Annotated in this window: 13 protein-coding genes and 4 pseudogenes; 9 read left to right on the plus strand and 8 right to left on the minus strand. The window is 60.8% G+C overall.

All coding sequences use genetic code 11. The features are described 5' to 3' along the window. Positions 1 to 37: 37 nt before the first annotated feature. Positions 38 to 697 carry a DedA family protein gene (locus LJU32_03390; protein ID WKV89466.1) on the plus strand — a complete coding sequence of 220 codons (660 nt, stop codon included), beginning with the start codon at positions 38 to 40 and terminating at the stop codon, positions 695 to 697. Between the two features lie 165 nt (positions 698 to 862). Beyond that, the gene (gene elbB, locus LJU32_03395) at positions 863 to 1531 is read left to right on the plus strand and encodes an isoprenoid biosynthesis glyoxalase ElbB (protein WKV89467.1); all 669 of its coding nucleotides are present in this window, start codon (positions 863 to 865) and stop codon (positions 1529 to 1531) included. A 127-nt stretch (positions 1532 to 1658) separates the two neighbouring features. On the opposite strand, the gene LJU32_03400 is transcribed toward elbB, so the two are convergent. Then, entirely contained in the window at positions 1659 to 2114 is a 456-nt protein-coding gene (locus LJU32_03400) for a YaiI/YqxD family protein (GenBank protein ID WKV89468.1), read from the minus strand. Positions 2115 to 2215: 101 nt separating this feature from the next. Beyond that, a pseudogene (locus tag LJU32_03405) lies at positions 2216 to 4113 on the minus strand (FTR1 family protein). A 167-nt stretch (positions 4114 to 4280) separates the two neighbouring features. Here LJU32_03405 and LJU32_03410 point away from each other — a divergent pair. The 5 genes and pseudogenes from LJU32_03410 (at position 4281) to LJU32_03430 (ending at position 9044) form a co-directional block, all read left to right on the plus strand. Beyond that, the gene (locus tag LJU32_03410; protein ID WKV89469.1) at positions 4281 to 5666 is read left to right on the plus strand and encodes a hypothetical protein; all 1386 of its coding nucleotides are present in this window, start codon (positions 4281 to 4283) and stop codon (positions 5664 to 5666) included. A gap of 223 nt (positions 5667 to 5889) precedes the next feature. Next, positions 5890 to 7282: pseudogene (locus tag LJU32_03415) on the plus strand (hypothetical protein). Positions 7283 to 7298: 16 nt separating this feature from the next. Further along, positions 7299 to 7670 carry a YcfL family protein gene (locus LJU32_03420; GenBank protein WKV89470.1) on the plus strand — a complete coding sequence of 124 codons (372 nt, stop codon included), beginning with the start codon at positions 7299 to 7301 and terminating at the stop codon, positions 7668 to 7670. Between the two features lie 36 nt (positions 7671 to 7706). Further along, positions 7707 to 8294, plus strand: a complete 588-nt coding sequence (gene lpoB, locus LJU32_03425; GenBank protein WKV89471.1) for a penicillin-binding protein activator LpoB — start codon at positions 7707 to 7709, stop codon at positions 8292 to 8294. Positions 8295 to 8297: 3 nt separating this feature from the next. Further along, positions 8298 to 9044 carry a penicillin-binding protein activator LpoB gene (locus LJU32_03430; GenBank protein WKV89472.1) on the plus strand — a complete coding sequence of 249 codons (747 nt, stop codon included), beginning with the start codon at positions 8298 to 8300 and terminating at the stop codon, positions 9042 to 9044. A 170-nt stretch (positions 9045 to 9214) separates the two neighbouring features. On the opposite strand, the gene LJU32_03435 is transcribed toward LJU32_03430, so the two are convergent. The 3 genes and pseudogenes from LJU32_03435 to LJU32_03445 all read right to left on the minus strand — a co-directional run bounded on the left by LJU32_03435 (position 9215) and on the right by LJU32_03445 (position 12528). Next, on the minus strand, positions 9215 to 9847 hold the full coding sequence (locus LJU32_03435) for a LysE family transporter (GenBank protein ID WKV89473.1): 633 nt from the start codon (positions 9845 to 9847) through the stop codon (positions 9215 to 9217). A 190-nt stretch (positions 9848 to 10037) separates the two neighbouring features. Further along, positions 10038 to 10619, minus strand: coding sequence for a mechanosensitive ion channel family protein (locus LJU32_03440; GenBank protein ID WKV89474.1), 582 nt, complete (start codon positions 10617 to 10619; stop codon positions 10038 to 10040). After that, positions 10619 to 12528 (minus strand): annotated as a pseudogene (locus tag LJU32_03445) (ATP-binding cassette domain-containing protein). The gene LJU32_03440 and the pseudogene LJU32_03445 overlap by 1 nt, the downstream one beginning before the upstream one ends. A gap of 50 nt (positions 12529 to 12578) precedes the next feature. Here LJU32_03445 and LJU32_03450 point away from each other — a divergent pair. Next, positions 12579 to 13040: a TIGR02444 family protein gene (locus LJU32_03450; GenBank protein ID WKV89475.1), complete on the plus strand. Its 462-nt coding sequence runs from the start codon at positions 12579 to 12581 to the stop codon at positions 13038 to 13040. On the opposite strand, the gene LJU32_03455 is transcribed toward LJU32_03450, so the two are convergent. Next, positions 13037 to 14230 (minus strand): AlgP family protein, encoded by a 1194-nt coding sequence (locus LJU32_03455; GenBank protein ID WKV89476.1) that lies wholly within the window; start codon positions 14228 to 14230, stop codon positions 13037 to 13039. The two genes, LJU32_03450 and LJU32_03455, sit on opposite strands and share 4 nt — an antisense overlap. Before the next feature lie 190 nt (positions 14231 to 14420). Between LJU32_03455 and LJU32_03460 the strand changes: the two genes are divergently transcribed. Further along, a complete protein-coding gene (locus LJU32_03460) occupies positions 14421 to 15086 on the plus strand; it encodes an FKBP-type peptidyl-prolyl cis-trans isomerase (GenBank protein WKV89477.1) in 666 nt (221 codons plus the stop codon). A gap of 57 nt (positions 15087 to 15143) precedes the next feature. Here the strand turns inward: LJU32_03460 and LJU32_03465 are convergent, their stop codons facing one another. Beyond that, positions 15144 to 15602 carry an Rsd/AlgQ family anti-sigma factor gene (locus LJU32_03465; protein ID WKV89478.1) on the minus strand — a complete coding sequence of 153 codons (459 nt, stop codon included), beginning with the start codon at positions 15600 to 15602 and terminating at the stop codon, positions 15144 to 15146. A 182-nt stretch (positions 15603 to 15784) separates the two neighbouring features. Next, positions 15785 to 16335: pseudogene (locus tag LJU32_03470) on the minus strand (disulfide bond formation protein B). Positions 16336 to 16454: the final 119 nt, after the last annotated feature.

The following is a 16454-nucleotide window of genomic DNA, read 5'->3' on the forward strand; positions in this document are numbered from 1 at the left end:
GGTTAGGCTGCGCGTTCATTTCGCCAGCACCCAGACAATGCTCCAACAATTTCTGCACGACTTTGGCTACTTTGCCTTGTTTCTCGGCACGTTCTTCGAAGGCGAAACCATCCTGGTGCTCGCAGGCTTCCTCGCGTTCCGTGGATACATGGACATCAACCTGGTGGTGGTCGTGGCGTTCTTCGGCAGCTACGCCGGCGATCAGCTGTGGTACTTCCTGGGGCGCAAGCACGGGCGCAAATTGCTCGCGCGCAAACCGCGCTGGCAGATGATGGGCGACCGTGCCCTGGAGCACATTCGCAAGCATCCGGACATCTGGGTCCTGAGCTTCCGCTTCGTTTATGGCCTGCGCACGGTGATGCCGGTGGCGATCGGCCTGTCCGGGTATCCGCCGGGACGCTACCTGCTCCTCAACGGCATTGGCGCGGCAATCTGGGCCACCGCACTGGCTGCGGCGGCTTACCACTTCGGCGCAGTGCTGGAAGGCATGCTCGGCAGCATCAAGAAGTACGAGCTGTGGGTGCTCGGCGCCTTGCTGATCCTCGGGCTGGGCCTGTGGCTGCGGCGCCGCTTCAAGAATGCGCAACTGGCGAAGAAGATCTATCAGGACGAACAGATCGCCAAAGCCAACGAAGCCGAGCAGTTGCGCCAGGCCGAAGCGCCCCTTCCTGCCGAGCCGAAAACGCCAGCCGAATAAGCCATTCGCTGGCGGCTGCCATGCGCAGTCCAGGCAAATAATGAACACCCCGCCGCCGTTGCGATCCATTGAGAGAGCGCTCTGTTCCGCGCGCGTCGCCCATGCCCTATGGCAACGCGTGACGATTTAAGGGACATTGAGCGCCATGAATCTGGAGAGAAGCCCATGAGCAAAAAAGTTGCAATGATCCTGTCCGGCAGTGGCGTATACGACGGCGCCGAAATCCAGGAAAGTGTCATCACCCTGTTGCGCCTCGACCAGCGCGGCGCACAGGTGCAGTGCTTCGCGCCAAACATCGCGCAATTGCATGTGATCAATCACCTGACCGGCGAAGAAATGCCGGAATCGCGCAACGTACTGGTGGAATCGGCGCGGATTGCCCGGGGCAACGTCAAGGATATCCGCGATGCCGACGTCGAAGACTTCGATGCGCTGATCGTGCCCGGCGGTTTCGGCGCGGCGAAAAACCTGTCGAACTTCGCCATCGAAGGCGCCGGCTGCACCGTGCAACCTGAAGTGCTGGCCCTGGCCGAAGCATTTGCCGAAGCGGGCAAGCCGGTCGGGCTGATCTGTATTTCCCCGGCGCTGGCGGCGAAAATCTATGGCCCGGGAGTGACCTGCACCATCGGCAACGACGCCGACACCGCGGCGGCCATGAACAAGATGGGCGCCACCCACGAAGAGTGCGCGGTGACCGAAATCGTCGAAGACAAGGCGCGCAAACTGGTCACCACCCCGGCGTACATGCTGGCGCAGACCATCAGTGAAGCGGCTTCGGGGATCAACAAACTGGTCGACCGCGTGCTCGAACTGACTCACGAAAACGACGCCTGATCCCTGCCCGCCTGCAAACCCGACTGTGGGAGCGAGCCTGCTCGCGAAAGCGGAGTGTCATTCAATTCAAATCTGTTTGATACGACGCCTTCGCGAGCAGGCTCGCTCCACAGCGATTGTGCAAGACTCAGTCCTTGCGGGTGAGCCGGGTCAGAATCCGGTCCAAAGCATTGGCAAACGCCTGCTTTTCACGCTCACCAAACGGCGCCGGCCCGCCGCTCATCTGGCCCTGCTCCCTCAGATCGGTGAACAGGTTACGCACTGCCAGACGCTCGCCCATGTTCTGCGCATCGAACTCCTTGCCGCGCGGATCCAGCGCCGCCACGCCCTTCTTCACCAGCCGATCGGCCAGCGGGATATCGCTGCAGATCACCAGCTCACCCGGCACGGCGTGCTCGACCAGATAATCATCCGCCGCATCCGGCCCGCTCGGCACCACGATCAGTTTGACGATGGCCAGCCCCGGCTTGGTCTGCGGCTGCCCGGCCACCAGCACCACTTCGAACTGGCGCTTTAACGCGAACTTCACCACCAGATCCTTCGCCGCCCGTGGACAGGCGTCGGCATCGATCCATACACGCATGTTCTTGCCTCCAAAAATTCGCGAGCAGGCTCGCTCCCACAGGATACATACCGAACCTGTGGGAGCGAGCCTGCTCGCGAATATGAGCGCAGCGAATGCCTTTATGCAGCCGAAACCCGGCGCTTCTCCGCCACCCAACTACGCCCGTACAACACAACAATCGCCACAATCGCCACCGCCTGCGCAATCAGCGAATAGGCATCGGCATGGATCCCCAGCCAGTCGAATTCAAAGAACGCCACCGGCCGTGTGCCGAAGATCCCGGCCTCCTGCAAGGCTTTCACGCCATGCCCGGCAAACACCACCGACAACGCGCACAACAGCGCGGCGTTGATGCTGAAGAACAGCGTCAGCGGCAGTTTCGCCGAGCCGCGCAGAATCACCCAGGCCAGGCCGACCAGCAGCACCAACGCCGTCGCACCGCCGGCCAGCACGGCGTTGTGCCCGGCGGGCCCGGCCTGCAGCCAGAGGGTTTCGTAGAACAGGATCACTTCGAACAACTCGCGATAGACCGAGAAGAACGCGAGGATCGCAAAGCCGAAACGTCCACCGCCGCCGACCAGGCTGCTCTTGATGTAATCCTTCCAGGCCGCTGCATGACGGCGGTCATGCATCCACACGCCGAGCCACAACACCATGACGCTGGCAAACAGCGCGGTGGCGCCTTCCAGCAACTCGCGCTGCGAACCGCTGACGTCGATCACATACGCCGCCAGCGCCCAGGTGCCCAAGCCCGCCAGCAACGCGAGGCCCCAGCCAACGTTGACACTGCGCACCGCTGACTGCTGACCGGTGTTGCGCAAGAAGGCGAGGATTGCCGCCAGCACCAGAATCGCTTCCAGACCTTCGCGCAGCAGAATCAGCAGACCGGAGATGTAGCTCAGCGACCAGCTCAGACCATCGCTGCCCAGCAGGCCGGCGGATTCCTCGAGTTTGGCCTTGGCCGCGTCCAGACGCTGCTCGGCCTGCTCGACCGACAGACCGTCCTGCAGCGATTGCCGATACGCCATCAACGATTTTTCTGTGTCCTTGCGCACGTTGGCATCGACGTTGTCCAGCGAGCTTTCGACCAGTTCGAAGCCTTCCAGATACGCCGCCACCGAGAGGTCATAGGCCTGATCATGTTCACCGGCGCGGTAGGCCGCGAGGCTCTTGTCCAGCGTGGCGGCAGTGTAATCGAGCAACTGCGCCGGACCGCGTTTGACCTGCGGTGGTTGTGCGCGCTGAGCCCGGAACGTCGCCGCAACCTCTGCGCCTTCCGCCGCCTGCACTTCGGCCGGGGTCTGGCGGGCCAGATCGGCGATGTTGTAGACCTTGTCGGACTTGGCGGCCGCCGCATCGGCACTGAAGCCGGCGATGTAGGTGGCCAGATCCCAGCGCTGGCGATCATCGAGCTGATCGGCAAACGCCGGCATGTCGGTGCCTTCGACGCCCTGGCCGAGGGTGCTGTAGATCGCGTACAGGCTCAGGTGATCCATGCGCGCAGCGTCGCGCAGGTTGGCTGGCGCAGGGTCAGACCTACGCCGGCCGGGCCGTCGCCGGCACCGGAATCGCCGTGGCACACCGAGCAATTCTGCGCATACAACGGCGCACCGCGTGTCGGGTCCGGGGTGATGATCGGCGCCTGACTGACCTCATAAGCCACCGCCAGTTTCGCCCCCAACTGTCGGGCCTGACGGGCTACATCAGCACCGTCCTGCTTCGCACTGATGGCGGCGTGCAAAGATTCGACGCCCTGTTCCAGCGCGGCTTTTTCCGGTTTGGCCGGTAATGCAGTGATCAAGCCTTGCAGAACCTGGGTGAATTCCAGCTGCTCGCGGTATTCGCCATCGTCGATGACTTTGCCTGCCGCGACCGTCGGCGGGTAATCGGCACTGATGTAATCGAGCAGGTGCAACGCTTGCGGCGCGCCTTCCACGGTATCGGCCAGCAGCGGCAGGCCGCTCAGGGACAATAACGGGAACAGCAGCCAGGCCAGCAATCGGGACGAGGCAATCATGAACGAATCTCAAATGGAAATGCGAAGTTACATATTGTTCACTTCGTAGACGTTTCTCTCAAGCTTTGTCGATGTTGGCAGGGAATGATTCATATCGTTGAAGCCATGTGCCACCATCGACTCCAATAACGTAAATGTTCCCGCTTTGTTCAAGGAAGACCCTTTCAATGCGCCCTTGCCTGCTGCTTCCCCTGCTGCTGACCGCCATGACACAACTGGCGGGTTGTGCGGCTTATCGCAATTACGACCTAGAGCTGGAACAGACCACCGAGCAATTGAAACAAGGCAACGTCGCCGGCTCGCTGGCCTTGATCGAGGCCCATAACCCGGACGAGCAGAAGGATCTGCTCTATTACTTCGAGAAAGGCGCGGTGTTGAGCGCGGGCGGTGAACTGCCCCAGAGTCAGGCGGCATGGCGCAGTGCCGAGCAAATGGTGATCGAGCGCCAGGACACCCTTGAAACCACCGGCGACAAACTCTTGGCCGCCATGGGTAATCACTGGGGCAGCATCATCAATGACAAGCTGCGGCGCTACGATGGTTATGACTATGAAAAAGTCATGCTGACCACGCAGATGGCCCTCAACCAGCTGGCCGTGAATGATTTCGATGGTGCTCGCGCCGACATCAAGAAAACCCATGAGCGCGAAGCGCTGATCGCCCGGCAGCGCGAGCTCGAATATGAGCGCGTCGAAGAGGTGGCGAAAAAGCAGGGCGTGCGTGTGCACTACAAGGATCTGCAGGGCTATCCGGTAGTCATGCTGGACGCGCCGGCGGTGATCGCCTTGAAGAACGGTTACCAAAGCGCGTTCAGTCACTACCTCGCGGGCTTTACCTATGAAGCGCTAGGGGAAAAGAATCTCGCCGCGCCCGGCTATCGCCAGGCCATCGAATTGCGCCCGGATTTACCGTTCTTTCAGCAGGCATTGCGTGACCTCGACAGTCCCGGCCTCAAGGGTGACGAAAGCGATGTGCTGATCATCGTGCAAAGCGGCCTCGCTCCCGCACGCAGTTCGCTGCGTGTGCCGTACCCGGTGAAGCTGGCAGACGGGCAGGTGATTGTCGCCAACATCTCGTTCCCGGTGATGGTGCCCGACACTTCGACGCCGGCCTTCAATCAGATCGGCATCGATGGCCGGCAGAAGAAACTCATCGCGGTCAACAGCATCACCGACATGTCCTTGCGCACGTTGCGCGATGACATGCCCGGCATTATCCAGCGCACCACTTACCGGGCCTTTCTGGCAGCCGACGTGCAAGCCACCGACAACCGACGCGACCCGAGCAAAGCATCGTACGTGACCCATTGGGATGGTTTCGAACACGCCGATACGCGTACCTGGCGCACCCTGCCCAACCTGACTCAGGTATTGCGCGTGCGCCTGAGGAAAGGCGAACACGCGATCACTCTGCCCCACATCAACAACGCCGCACCGCTGAAGATCCGGATTGATCAGAACCGCCAGGTCATCACCCTGCGCGCCCTCGGCGATCGGGTTTTCGCCATGGCAGCGCGTTCGGGCCCGGCAAAACAGCGGCCGAACGCGTCGTGAACAACTAAACCAGGTGATGGCACGACCGCCCTCCACGCCACCAAAAAGACATTACATAGCCATCATCACGCGCTTATAATGCCGCGCCCTCGCCCAGCGAGCCGGCATCAAAAGCTCCTCACCCATGAGGAATTGGCAGGAGGCCAGCGCCGCCGTCGATAGGTCACACCAGCCCGACCAGCACACGCGGCTGCAAGTCTTGTTACTCAGGGAAGAAGTACCCATGGCATTCCGCGCTCCCATGCTGCTCGCGCTCAGCGCCGTCACGCTGTTGTCCGGCTGCGCAGCGTTTCGCAACTACGATTCCGAACTGGCCCAGACCAATCAGCAACTGGCTTCCGGCAACGTCGATGCGGCGCTGACCCTCCTGGAAAAGAACAACACCGGCGCCGACAAAGACCTGCTCTATTACTTCGAGAAAGGTGAACTGCTGCGCGCCAAGGGCGACCTGTCGGGCAGCCAGAACGCCTGGGGCAGTGCCGATCAGGTGGTCGGTCAGTGGGAAGACGCGGTCAAGCTCGACTCGGCCAAGTACCTGGCACAGTTCGGCAGCTTCATCGTCAACGACAAGGTGCGTCGCTACGAAGGCTATGACTACGAAAAAGTCATGCTGACCACGCAGATGGCCCTGAACCTGTTGGCGGTCAACGATTTCGATGGCGCCCGCACGGCGATCAAAAAGACCCACGAACGCGAAGCGGTGATCGCCGACCTGCGTGACAAGGAATACCTCAAGAGCGAAGAACAGGCCGAGAAAGAAGGCATCAAGACTCAGTACAAGGATCTGCAGGGTTATCCGGTGGCCAGCCTCGACGCACCGGAAGTGGTCGGCCTGAAAAACAGCTACCAGAGTGCATTCAGCCATTACCTCGCCGGTTTCGTCTACGAAGCACTGGGCGAGAAAGATCTGGCCGCGCCGGGTTATCGCAAAGCCGCCGAATTGCGCCCGAACACGCCACTGCTCGAACAGGCGCTGGTCAATCTCGACAAACCGTCGAAGTCCGACGACAGCGACATTCTCATCGTCGTGCAGAGCGGTCTGGCCCCGGCCCGCGACTCGATTCGTGTGCCGCTGCCATTACCGATCTCCAATAACGTCGTGATCACTCCGCTGTCGTTCCCGATCATCAAGCCTGACACCTCCACCGCGCCGTTTGCGCAGATCGGCGTCGACGGCAAGCAAGTCGACCTGACCGCGCTGAACAGCACCACCGCCATGTCCCGCCGCGCTCTGCGCGATGACATGCCGGGGATCATCGTGCGCACCACCGTGCGCGCGATCACCAAAGGCGTGGCGCAAAGAAGATCAACGAAACCAATCCGCTGGCCGGTCTCGCTGTGGGTATTTCTTCAGCAGTGCTCGAAGGTGCCGATACCCGTACATGGCGCACCCTGCCGGACAACACCCAAGTGGTGCGTCTGCGCCTGAAAAAGGCGAGCATCAGGTTACCCTGCCGAGCGCCGTCGGCGGCTCGGTGGTCAAGGTCACTGTCGACCAGCACTACCAAGTGATCAGCCTGCGTGCCGTGGGCAACCAGGTATTCGCTGGCGGCATCGCTGCTCACGTAATGCCGAGCGCTGCCGCGACCAATGTCGCCAGCCTCAAACAACCTTAAGAACGGAGTCTTTGCAATGCGCTTGAAGATCATCGCCGTCGCCGCCCTCGCCTTGCTGGCAGGCTGCGCCACCCCGCCACCGCCGGAGCCGGGCAGCGCCGCGAGCAAAGTCGTGGCCATGGGCCCGCAGAAACACATCGTCGTCGGCGCCATGCGCGTGGCCCGGGAAAACGGCTTCATGACCGTCAACGTGCAGTTGAGCAACACCCTCAACAGCAACAAGATCTTCTACTACCGCTTCGCCTGGCTTGGTGCCGAAGGTTTCCCGGTTGCCGAAGAAGAAGTGTGGAAAAGCCAGATGATGTACGGCGCCCAGACCAGCTTCATTCAGGCCATCGCGCCGACCCCGAAAGCCGTGGATTTCCGTCTGGAAATCAAGACGCCTTAAGCCCGCCACCCTATTTCTGATTGAGAGAGCTTTCTCATGTTTGCACGCTTTTCCTGCATCGCCGTCATCGCCCTGCTCGCCTCCGGTTGCGCCAACACCTCGCCGACCCTGGGCAGCAAGAACATCAGCTACGGCGACACCAAAGCGGTTGAAACCGTGACCAACGAATTTGGTTCGACCGACCTGCAAATGATCGCCGAGTCGATGACCCGCTCGCTGGCCCAGTCCGGCATCCTGCAGGGTCGCCCGGTGGTTCAGGTCTACGACGTGAAGAACAAGACCAGCGAGTACATCGACACTCGCGAAATCACCACCAGCATCAAGACCCAATTGATGAAAACCGGTGTCGCGCGCTTTGCCAGCGACAACAATGCGATGCAGAGCCAGGTTGATCAGCTCAAGCTGCAGAACCAGAGCGGCCTGTACAAGAAAAGCACCGTGGCCAAGACCGGCAACATGATCGCCGCCAAGTACCGCATCGAAGGTTCGATCAGCTCGATCGTCAAGCGAAGCAGCGACTACAAGGACGTCTTCTACAAATTCAGCCTGCAACTGATCGACGTCGAAAGCGGGCTGGCCGAGTGGATGGACGAAAAAGAGATCCGCAAAACCACGGAGCGTTAATCGATGCGCACATGGATTGGCATGATGGCCCTGGCTTGCGCGTTCAGCGCGCAGGCGGCCCCGAAAGTCGCGGTGACGGATCTGGCGTATCAGGAACGCGTGGAGCAATACATCCACATCGTTTCGGCGCAAAGCAACCACCGCGAGAGTTACTACAGCGCCAGCGGTTCTTCGAGCTACAACGAGATCGAAGCGACCACCAGCTACATCGAACAGGGCGAGTTGCGTAAATTCACCGGCGACATCAAGGGTGAAATCCTGCGTACCGGCATGTTCCAGCTGGTGCAGGGCACACCGTACACCGCCTCGTCCAAGGGCGATGTGTATGACGTGATCAAGCGCATCAAGGCCGGCAACTTCAAAGGCGCCGACTACGTGCTGTTCGGCACCGTGTCCGACATCGACTTCACCCAGGACATCAACGAGCTGGCGCACACCGACAGCTATTCGGCGGTGCTGGGCCTGACGCTGGTGGCGGATTTCAGCCTGATCAACACCAAGACCTACGAGATCACCTCGGCCTTCACGGCGATGGGCGAAGCGCAGGACACCAAACTGGTGAACCACCGCGACATCAAGATCTCGCTGAACCGTCCGCGGGTGGTGCGTGACGTGTCCAAGGCGTTGGGCGAAGACGTGGCCGGGCAACTGAGCATGCAGCTCGGTGGCGGTGACGGTTATGAACAACCGCGTGAGGCGCCGCAGCGCAACAATCTGCCGCGTGACACGGCGCCGGTGATTTTACGCTGAGCCGGATCTGAGGACTTTTGTGGCGAAGGGCTCTGTTGCGAGGGGATTTATCCCCGTTGGGTCGCGAAGCGGCCCTCGCTATTGATTCAAGAAAAGCTCGCTTGCCCCGATGTCTCGGTAGAAATGAAAAAGGCGACCTCTTGAGGTCGCCTTTTTTCTGCCCGAGCGGTTTACGCCGCCGCTTTGCGCAACGTCGCCATGAATGCCGCCGCGCCGATGAACAGCCCGGCAAAGGTGCGGTTCATGCGTTTCTGCTGCTTGGGTGTGCGCAACAGGCGCAGCACCTTCGACGCGAGCCCGGTGTAGCCGGCCATGACAATCAGGTCGACGAATACCATGGTCACGCCGATCACCAGATACTGAATCAGCAGCGGCGCATGGGGATTGATGAACTGCGGCAGCACCGCGAGCATGAATATCAATGCCTTGGGATTGCTGATATTCACCAGAAAGCCGCGAAACACCAGGGCCAGCGGCTTGCCGATCGGCCGTACCCCGGCGTCATCGCTCATGTCCATGGGCAACGCGCGCCATTGCTTGATAGCCAGATAAACCAGATAGGCAACGCCGAACCATTTGATCGCATGGAACGCCGTGGCCGAAGCAGTGAGCACGGCGCCAACACCTGCGCCGACAATCGCAATCTGCACCGCCAGACCGATCTGCAGGCCCAGCGCGTTCCAATAGCCGCGCCAGAACCCGTATTGCAGACCGCTGGACATCGACGCAATGGCGCCCGCGCCCGGGGACAAACTGATCACCCAGCAGGCGGCAAAGAATGCCAGCCATGTTTGAAGCTCCATCGCATACCTCGGCTGATGCTTGTGACAAATGCCTAAGCTAATGCGGCTTCGTGTGGATGACTACCAGTTTTTTGCTAAATATTGCGGGAAGCTGAGGGCCCTTCGCGAGCAGGCTCGCTCCCACAGGGGAACGCATTCCAATGTGGGAGCGAGCCTGCTCGCGAAGGCGTCGGAACAGACGACGTAGAAATTACTTCTCAAACCCGCTCGACGGCAACACATCGGTCCCGCGCCAACGCCGCACCGAACGCTGGAAGAACAGGCTGTTCGGCACCTGCACCATGGCGCTACCGGTGCCGAGCTCTTCGGCCTCGACCAGCGTGGTGTAGAGCAGATTGATCGCGATCACCCGGCCTTTGACGCCAGGCTTGTCGGTGGTGTCCACCAGCTCGACCACGTCGCCGAGGCGGAACGGCCCGACGGTGAAAATGAGAATTGCGCAGAGCAGGTTCGACAGCACACTCCACATGGCGAAGAACGCCACCGCCGCCACCGCGACAAACCCCGACAGCGCCGTCCACAGCACCGTGGCCGAAACGCCGAGGCGCTCGAGCACGAAGAGCAGCGCGCTGCCCATGATCAGCCAGCGCAACACGCCGCGCAGCGGCATCAGCAACTGCGGTGGAAACGGATAGCGCTCACCCAGGCGAGTCAGGCCTTTGGCAACGAAACGCTGGGTGAGGTAACCGGCCAGCAGAATCAGCAGAATCTGCGCGGTGAACCAGATGGGCTCGACCCACACCGCCGCAAAGGGCAGCTTGAAGGCTTCCATCAGGACAACGCCTCCAGCTCCGCCTGCATGCTTTCCAGGGTTTCCAGGGCTTCCATCCAGGCCTCTTCCAGCTCGGCTTCACGCACCTTCAATTTCGCCTGTTCGGCGAGCAGATCACGCAATTCATTCTTGCGCGCCGGCTCGTAGATATCGCTGTCACCGAGACTGGCATCGACCCTGGCCAGTTTCTCGTGAAGCTTGCCCAGCTCGGCTTCAAGCTTGTCAGCCTCGCGCTTGTGCGGCGCCAGTTGCTGACGCAACGCTGCAGCCGCTTGGCGCTGAGCTTTCTTGTCGGTCTTGTCCGGGTTGACCGGCGTGTTGCTGACCGGCGCATTGCGCTGACGGTATTCCACCAGCCAACGTGCGTAGTCTTCGAGATCACCGTCGAACTCTTCGACCTTGCCGTCGGCAACCAGATAGAAGTTGTCGGTGGTGCTCTTGAGCAAGTGCCGATCGTGAGAGACCACCAGCACCGCACCACTGAATTCCTGCAGGGCCATGGTCAGCGCCAGACGCATTTCCAGGTCGAGGTGGTTGGTCGGTTCGTCGAGCAGCAGCAGGTTCGGCCGTTCCCAGGCGATCAAAGCGAGGGCCAGACGGGCCTTCTCGCCACCGGAGAAATTCAGCACTGGCTCATCGATGCGTGCGCCACGGAAGTCGAAACCGCCGAGGAAGTCACGCAGGGTCTGCTCACGCTCGCTTGGTGCCAGGCGCTGCAAGTGCAGCAACGGGCTGGCCTTGGAGTCCAGCGAGTCGAGCTGATGCTGGGCGAAGTAGCCGACCACGGTGTTTTCGCCACGGGTCAGGCGCCCGGCCAGCGGTTCGAGCTCGCCGGCGAGGTTCTTGATCAGCGTCGATTTACCCGCACCGTTCGGCCCAAGCAGACCGATCCGTGCACCGGGGTCAGTTGCAGCTTGACCTTCTCGAGGATGGTCTTGTCGCCATAACCCAGGCGCGCATCGGACAGGTCGATCAGTGGGCTGGAGATCTTGGTAGACTCGCGGAAGACGAAATCGAACGGCGAATCGACGTGGGCCGCCGACAATTCTTCCATGCGCTCCAGTGCCTTGATCCGGCTCTGCGCCTGACGGGCCTTGGTCGCTTGGGCCTTGAAGCGGGCGATGTAGCTTTCCATGTGCGCACGCTGCGCCTGCTGCTTCTCGTAGGCCTGTTGCTGCTGGGCCAGACGCTCGGCACGAGCGCGTTCGAACGCGGTGTAGCCGCCGCGATAGAGCGTCAGTTTGCGCTGATCGACATGGGCGACGTGATCGACCACTTCGTCGAGGAAATCCCGGTCGTGGGAAATCAGCAGCAAAGTGCCCGGATAGCTCTTCAGCCACTCTTCGAGCCAGATGATCGCGTCGAGGTCCAAGTGGTTGGTCGGTTCGTCGAGCAACAGCAGATCAGACGGGCACATCAGCGCCTGCGCCAGATTCAGACGCATCCGCCAGCCACCGGAGAAATCGCCTACCTGACGGTCCATCTGCTCATTGGTGAAACCCAGGCCGGCGAGCAGCTTGCGCGCCCGCGCATCGGCGGTGTAGCCATCGGCGCTGTCGAGTTCGGCGTGCAGCCGCGCCAGTGCGGTGCCGTCGTGGGCCTCCTCGGCGGCGGCAAGCTCGCGTTGCACCTCACGCAGACGCAGGTCGCCATCGAGCACATAATCGACTGCCAGGCGTTCGAGGGTGTCGACCTCTTGGCGCATATGCGCAATGCGCCAGTCGGCCGGCAGCAGGCAGTCGCCCGAATCCGGGTGCAACTCGCCGCGCAGCAAGGCGAACAGGCTGGATTTGCCGGCACCGTTGGCGCCGATGAGGCCGGCTTTGTGGCCGGCGTGCAGGGTCAGCTCGGCGTCTTCTAGCAGACGTTGCGGGCCACGCTGTAAAGTCAGGTTCTGAAGTCGGATCATAATGGCGGCGGAGTCTACCAGCTTCGCTCACAACTGGCGCGAGTAGCACGATGTCCTCTGACCTGTGGAGCTTTGCCCTTGATGTCTACGCCCGGCCGGGTGTGGAAGATGCCTGCCTGCAATTGCAAACGGCGGGCGCCAATGTCTGCCTGTTGCTGTGCGGTTTGTGGCTTGAGCAGCGCGCAGTGACCTGCGATGAGTCGCGCGTTCGTTTGCTCAAGGCCTTGACCGCGCCGTGGGATATCGAGGTGGTGCAACCGCTGCGAACCTTGCGCATGCAATGGAAAGCGCGGGCCGTCGATGATGCGGTGGTGGCGGGCATGCGCGAGCAGATCAAGTCACTTGAGCTTGAAGCTGAGCGAACCTTGCTGTCACGGCTGGAAGGTGTGGCGCAGGAGTGGGCGCGCAACGATGCAGGTTCGGTGACCTGGCTGGAAGATCTGGCCGGCACTGCCGCCAGCCTGAACCGCGACGCGCTGCAAGTGCTGCGCGTCGCGGCAACCGGCACTTAGGAAGCGCTGGTCGGGGTGCTGCTGACGTTCGACGAAGCGGCTGGTGCTGGCGCAGTCGAAGGGGTCGATTGAGCAGCGGACGACGGTGTCGAGGCAGCTGGAGCAGCCGGGGTAGCCGCAGGCGCAGGCTTGGCGGCTGGAGCAGCAGCCGGTTTGGTCGCGGCTGGCTTGGCAGCAGCAGGCTTTTTCACCGCTGGTTTTGCGGCTGGCTTGGCGGCCGGTTTTGCAGCAGCGGTCGCAGGCTTGGCAGCAGCGGGTTTCGCAGCAGGCTTGGTGGCCGGTTTCGCAGCAGTTTTTGTCGCAGGTTTTGCTGCCGATGTGGCGGCTGGTTTGGCAGCCGGTTTTACCGCCACTTTCGTAGCAGGTTTGGCGGCGGCCGGCTTGGCCGCAGTCTTGGCAGCAGGCTTCGCAGCGGCGGTCTTGGCAGCAGGTTTCGCTGCAGGTTTTGCCGCTGCTTTGGCAGCAGGTTTGGCGGCTGCGGTTTTCGCCGGTGCAGCTTTGCTCGCGGCCGGTTTTGCAGCGGCTTTGGCAGGGGTGGCTTTCACTGCTGGCTTGGCTGCAGCAGGTTTGGCTGCGGTGGTTTTAGCCGCCGGTTTTGCCGCGCTCGCCGCTGGCTTCTTCGCTGCAGTTTTCGCCGCTGGTTTGGCAGCCGCTTTCACTGGCGCCTTGGCCGCTGGTTTGGCGGCGGTTTTCGCAACAGCAGGCTTGGCCGCTGCGGTTTTCGCCGGGGCTTTGCTTGCAACAGGTTTGGCGGCGGCTTTCTTCGCTGGTGCTGCTGCCGGTTTGACCGAACGCGACGACAGAACTTTGCCCACTGCTTCTTGAACGCGGCCAACACCCTGGGCCAGCTTCAGGCTTTCCTGAGCATCGCGCTTGAGTTGCAGAATGTAGCTGCGGGTCTCGGACTGACGATCTTTCAACGCGTCGAGCAGGTCTTCGAGTTCTTTCACCGAAGCCTTGGCTTTGTTCTGTGCCTTGGCTTTGCCGGCGCTGGCGGCGTCCTGCAGTTTGGTGCGCGATTTGTGCAGTTTTTCCTGCGCTTTGCCACGCTGTTTTTCAAGCTTGGCGAGCAGTTTTTCAGCATCAGCCAAGGCTTGCGAGCAAGCGTTTTCCAAATGCTCGAGCAGGCTGCCCGACAACTGTTGGAGTAAGTGCAACGGAGTATTTACAGGCTTCTTGGTGGCCGACATGGTTTACCTCCTGGCTGACGTGAGTGCGGCTCATACTAGACCTCTGCTGATACCGCCGCTAGGGCATGTTGACAGTATCTCTGCCGTTGCGTTGCACCGAAGCCCAAATGTTCTGCGTGCGAAAAAAGCAGTTCACCGATGCAGGCGTCGGCACTGGCATAATCCCCGCATCTCAGGTCGGAGAGTGCCCATGTCGCGCTACTTTATGTTGTCCCTCTGCATGGTTTTTTCGGCGGCGTATGCCGATGAAAAAACTACGGCAAACGATGCTCATGACCTGGCTTACAGCCTCGGTGCCAGCCTCGGCGAACGGCTGCGTCAGGAGGTGCCGCAATTGCAAATCCAGGCACTGATCGAAGGTCTGCAACAGGCGTATCAGGGCAAGCCGCTGGCGCTGAGTGAAGCGCGTATCGAACAGATTCTGGCCGACCACGAATCGCGCAATGCCGAGCAGGCATCACGGCAGTCGAGCGATGCGGCGATGGAAAACGAGCAACGCTTTCTCAGTGCGGAAAAAGCCAAACCGGGGGTGAAGGAACTGGCCGATGGCATCCTCCTGACTGAACTGGTTCCGGGCACTGGCGCCAAGGCTGGCCCGGACGGCAAAGTGCAGGTGTTGTATGTCGGCAAGCTGCCGGACGGCACCGTGTTCGATCAGAACACCCAGCCGCAATGGTTCAACCTCGACAGCGTGATCACCGGTTGGCGCACCGCTTTGCAGAGCATGCCGGTGGGGGCGAAATGGCGATTGGTGATTCCGTCGGATCAGGCTTATGGCGCCGACGGTGCCGGCGACCTGATTGCGCCATTCACACCACTGGTATTTGAAGTGGAATTGCGTGGCGCGACGAGCTGATCAGGCATAAAAAAACGGTGCGCTTTCGGGCGCACCGTTTTTCATGAAGGACGTGGATCAGGCCTGAACCGGATCTTCTGCCTTGTGTGCCGTGTGCAGCACTTCGATCAGGCAGTCTTCAAGTTCGAAGCGCTCATGCAGCAAGCCGCCCAATTCCTTGAATTTCTCCGCAACGCATTTGCCTTCATCGCACAGATCATTGAACGCGAGCAGCTTCTCGGTAATGACGTCAATGCGTGGGTAAATGGTCTCGGCGAGTTCCAGACCGCGCTTGTCGTTGAACGCCTTGGCTTCGCCAGTCAGCTGTTCATAGATTTCGAAGTGCCCAGCCGATACGTAATCGACCAGCACGCCGCAGAACTCCAACAGAGGTTTGCGGCTTTCGGACAGCGAATCAGGCTGCGCACCGAGTTTGTCGTAGGCGCCGATCAGCTCTTCACGCTCCTGCAACCAGCGGTCGATCAGCAGATGAACCCCACCCCAACGTTCCTGAGCATTCTGACAACTTTCGAGCATGGCGATCTCTCTTCCCTTGTGGGTCATGCTGCTCTACACCCGCGCCCCTGTTCTGATTTGACTGGGTGGACGATCGGGCAGAGCGTCATCGAGCAACATAATTCCAATGACACGTGCCGGCCAGATTATGCCCGCACGCCTATGGCTTCAAGGTACGCAGGAGATAAAGTTCATACAAGTGTTTAATCCTTGACCAGCGTGTAGTGCGACGCTTCGTCGCTGACCGGTCGTTGCAGAGCGCTCCAGATCAGTCGCAGCAACTGATAAACCGCAAGAATCGACACGCCGACAAAAACAGCAGGCTCCATTCCGGAATGCTCAGGTCGAACAGCGTCCAGGAGATTTCCGCACAGTCGGCACCGCCCTTGAACATCCGCTGCAAGGCACAGATCCACGGCAGACCGCTGAACAGCGACTCCACGGTGGGCGAGCATTTGACCAGTTGCAACATCGAGTCACTCTGGATCAACACCTGCCGCCACGCAGCGGTAGTTCCACCCAGACTGGCGCCCAGCGCAAACAGCCAGTACCACCACAAGCCAACTCGGCGAGGGCCATGCACCGCCGCCACGCCGCAACCAACGCACAGCAAGGTGAGGAACAACCGCTGCACCAGGCACAGACTGCAAGGCGTCAGACCGACTGCGTATTCGAGGTAATAGGAAGCTCCCAGAGCAAAGGCCCCCGCAATGAAAGCCATGAAGAACAAGGAGCGTGAGCAGGCCAACGACATGGCTTTTCCGTAACAGTAGAGACAGACGGTTACGGTAGAGGAAAGCGTGTCAGCCTTTCAAGGCGAGGGCCTGCCGACAGTTCACCACAGGTGTAGGGAAAACCCGACAGGCTCAAGAG

Source organism: Pseudomonas sp. B21_DOA (genome assembly GCA_030544685.1).
Lineage (GTDB): Bacteria > Pseudomonadota > Gammaproteobacteria > Pseudomonadales > Pseudomonadaceae > Aquipseudomonas > Aquipseudomonas fluorescens_AO.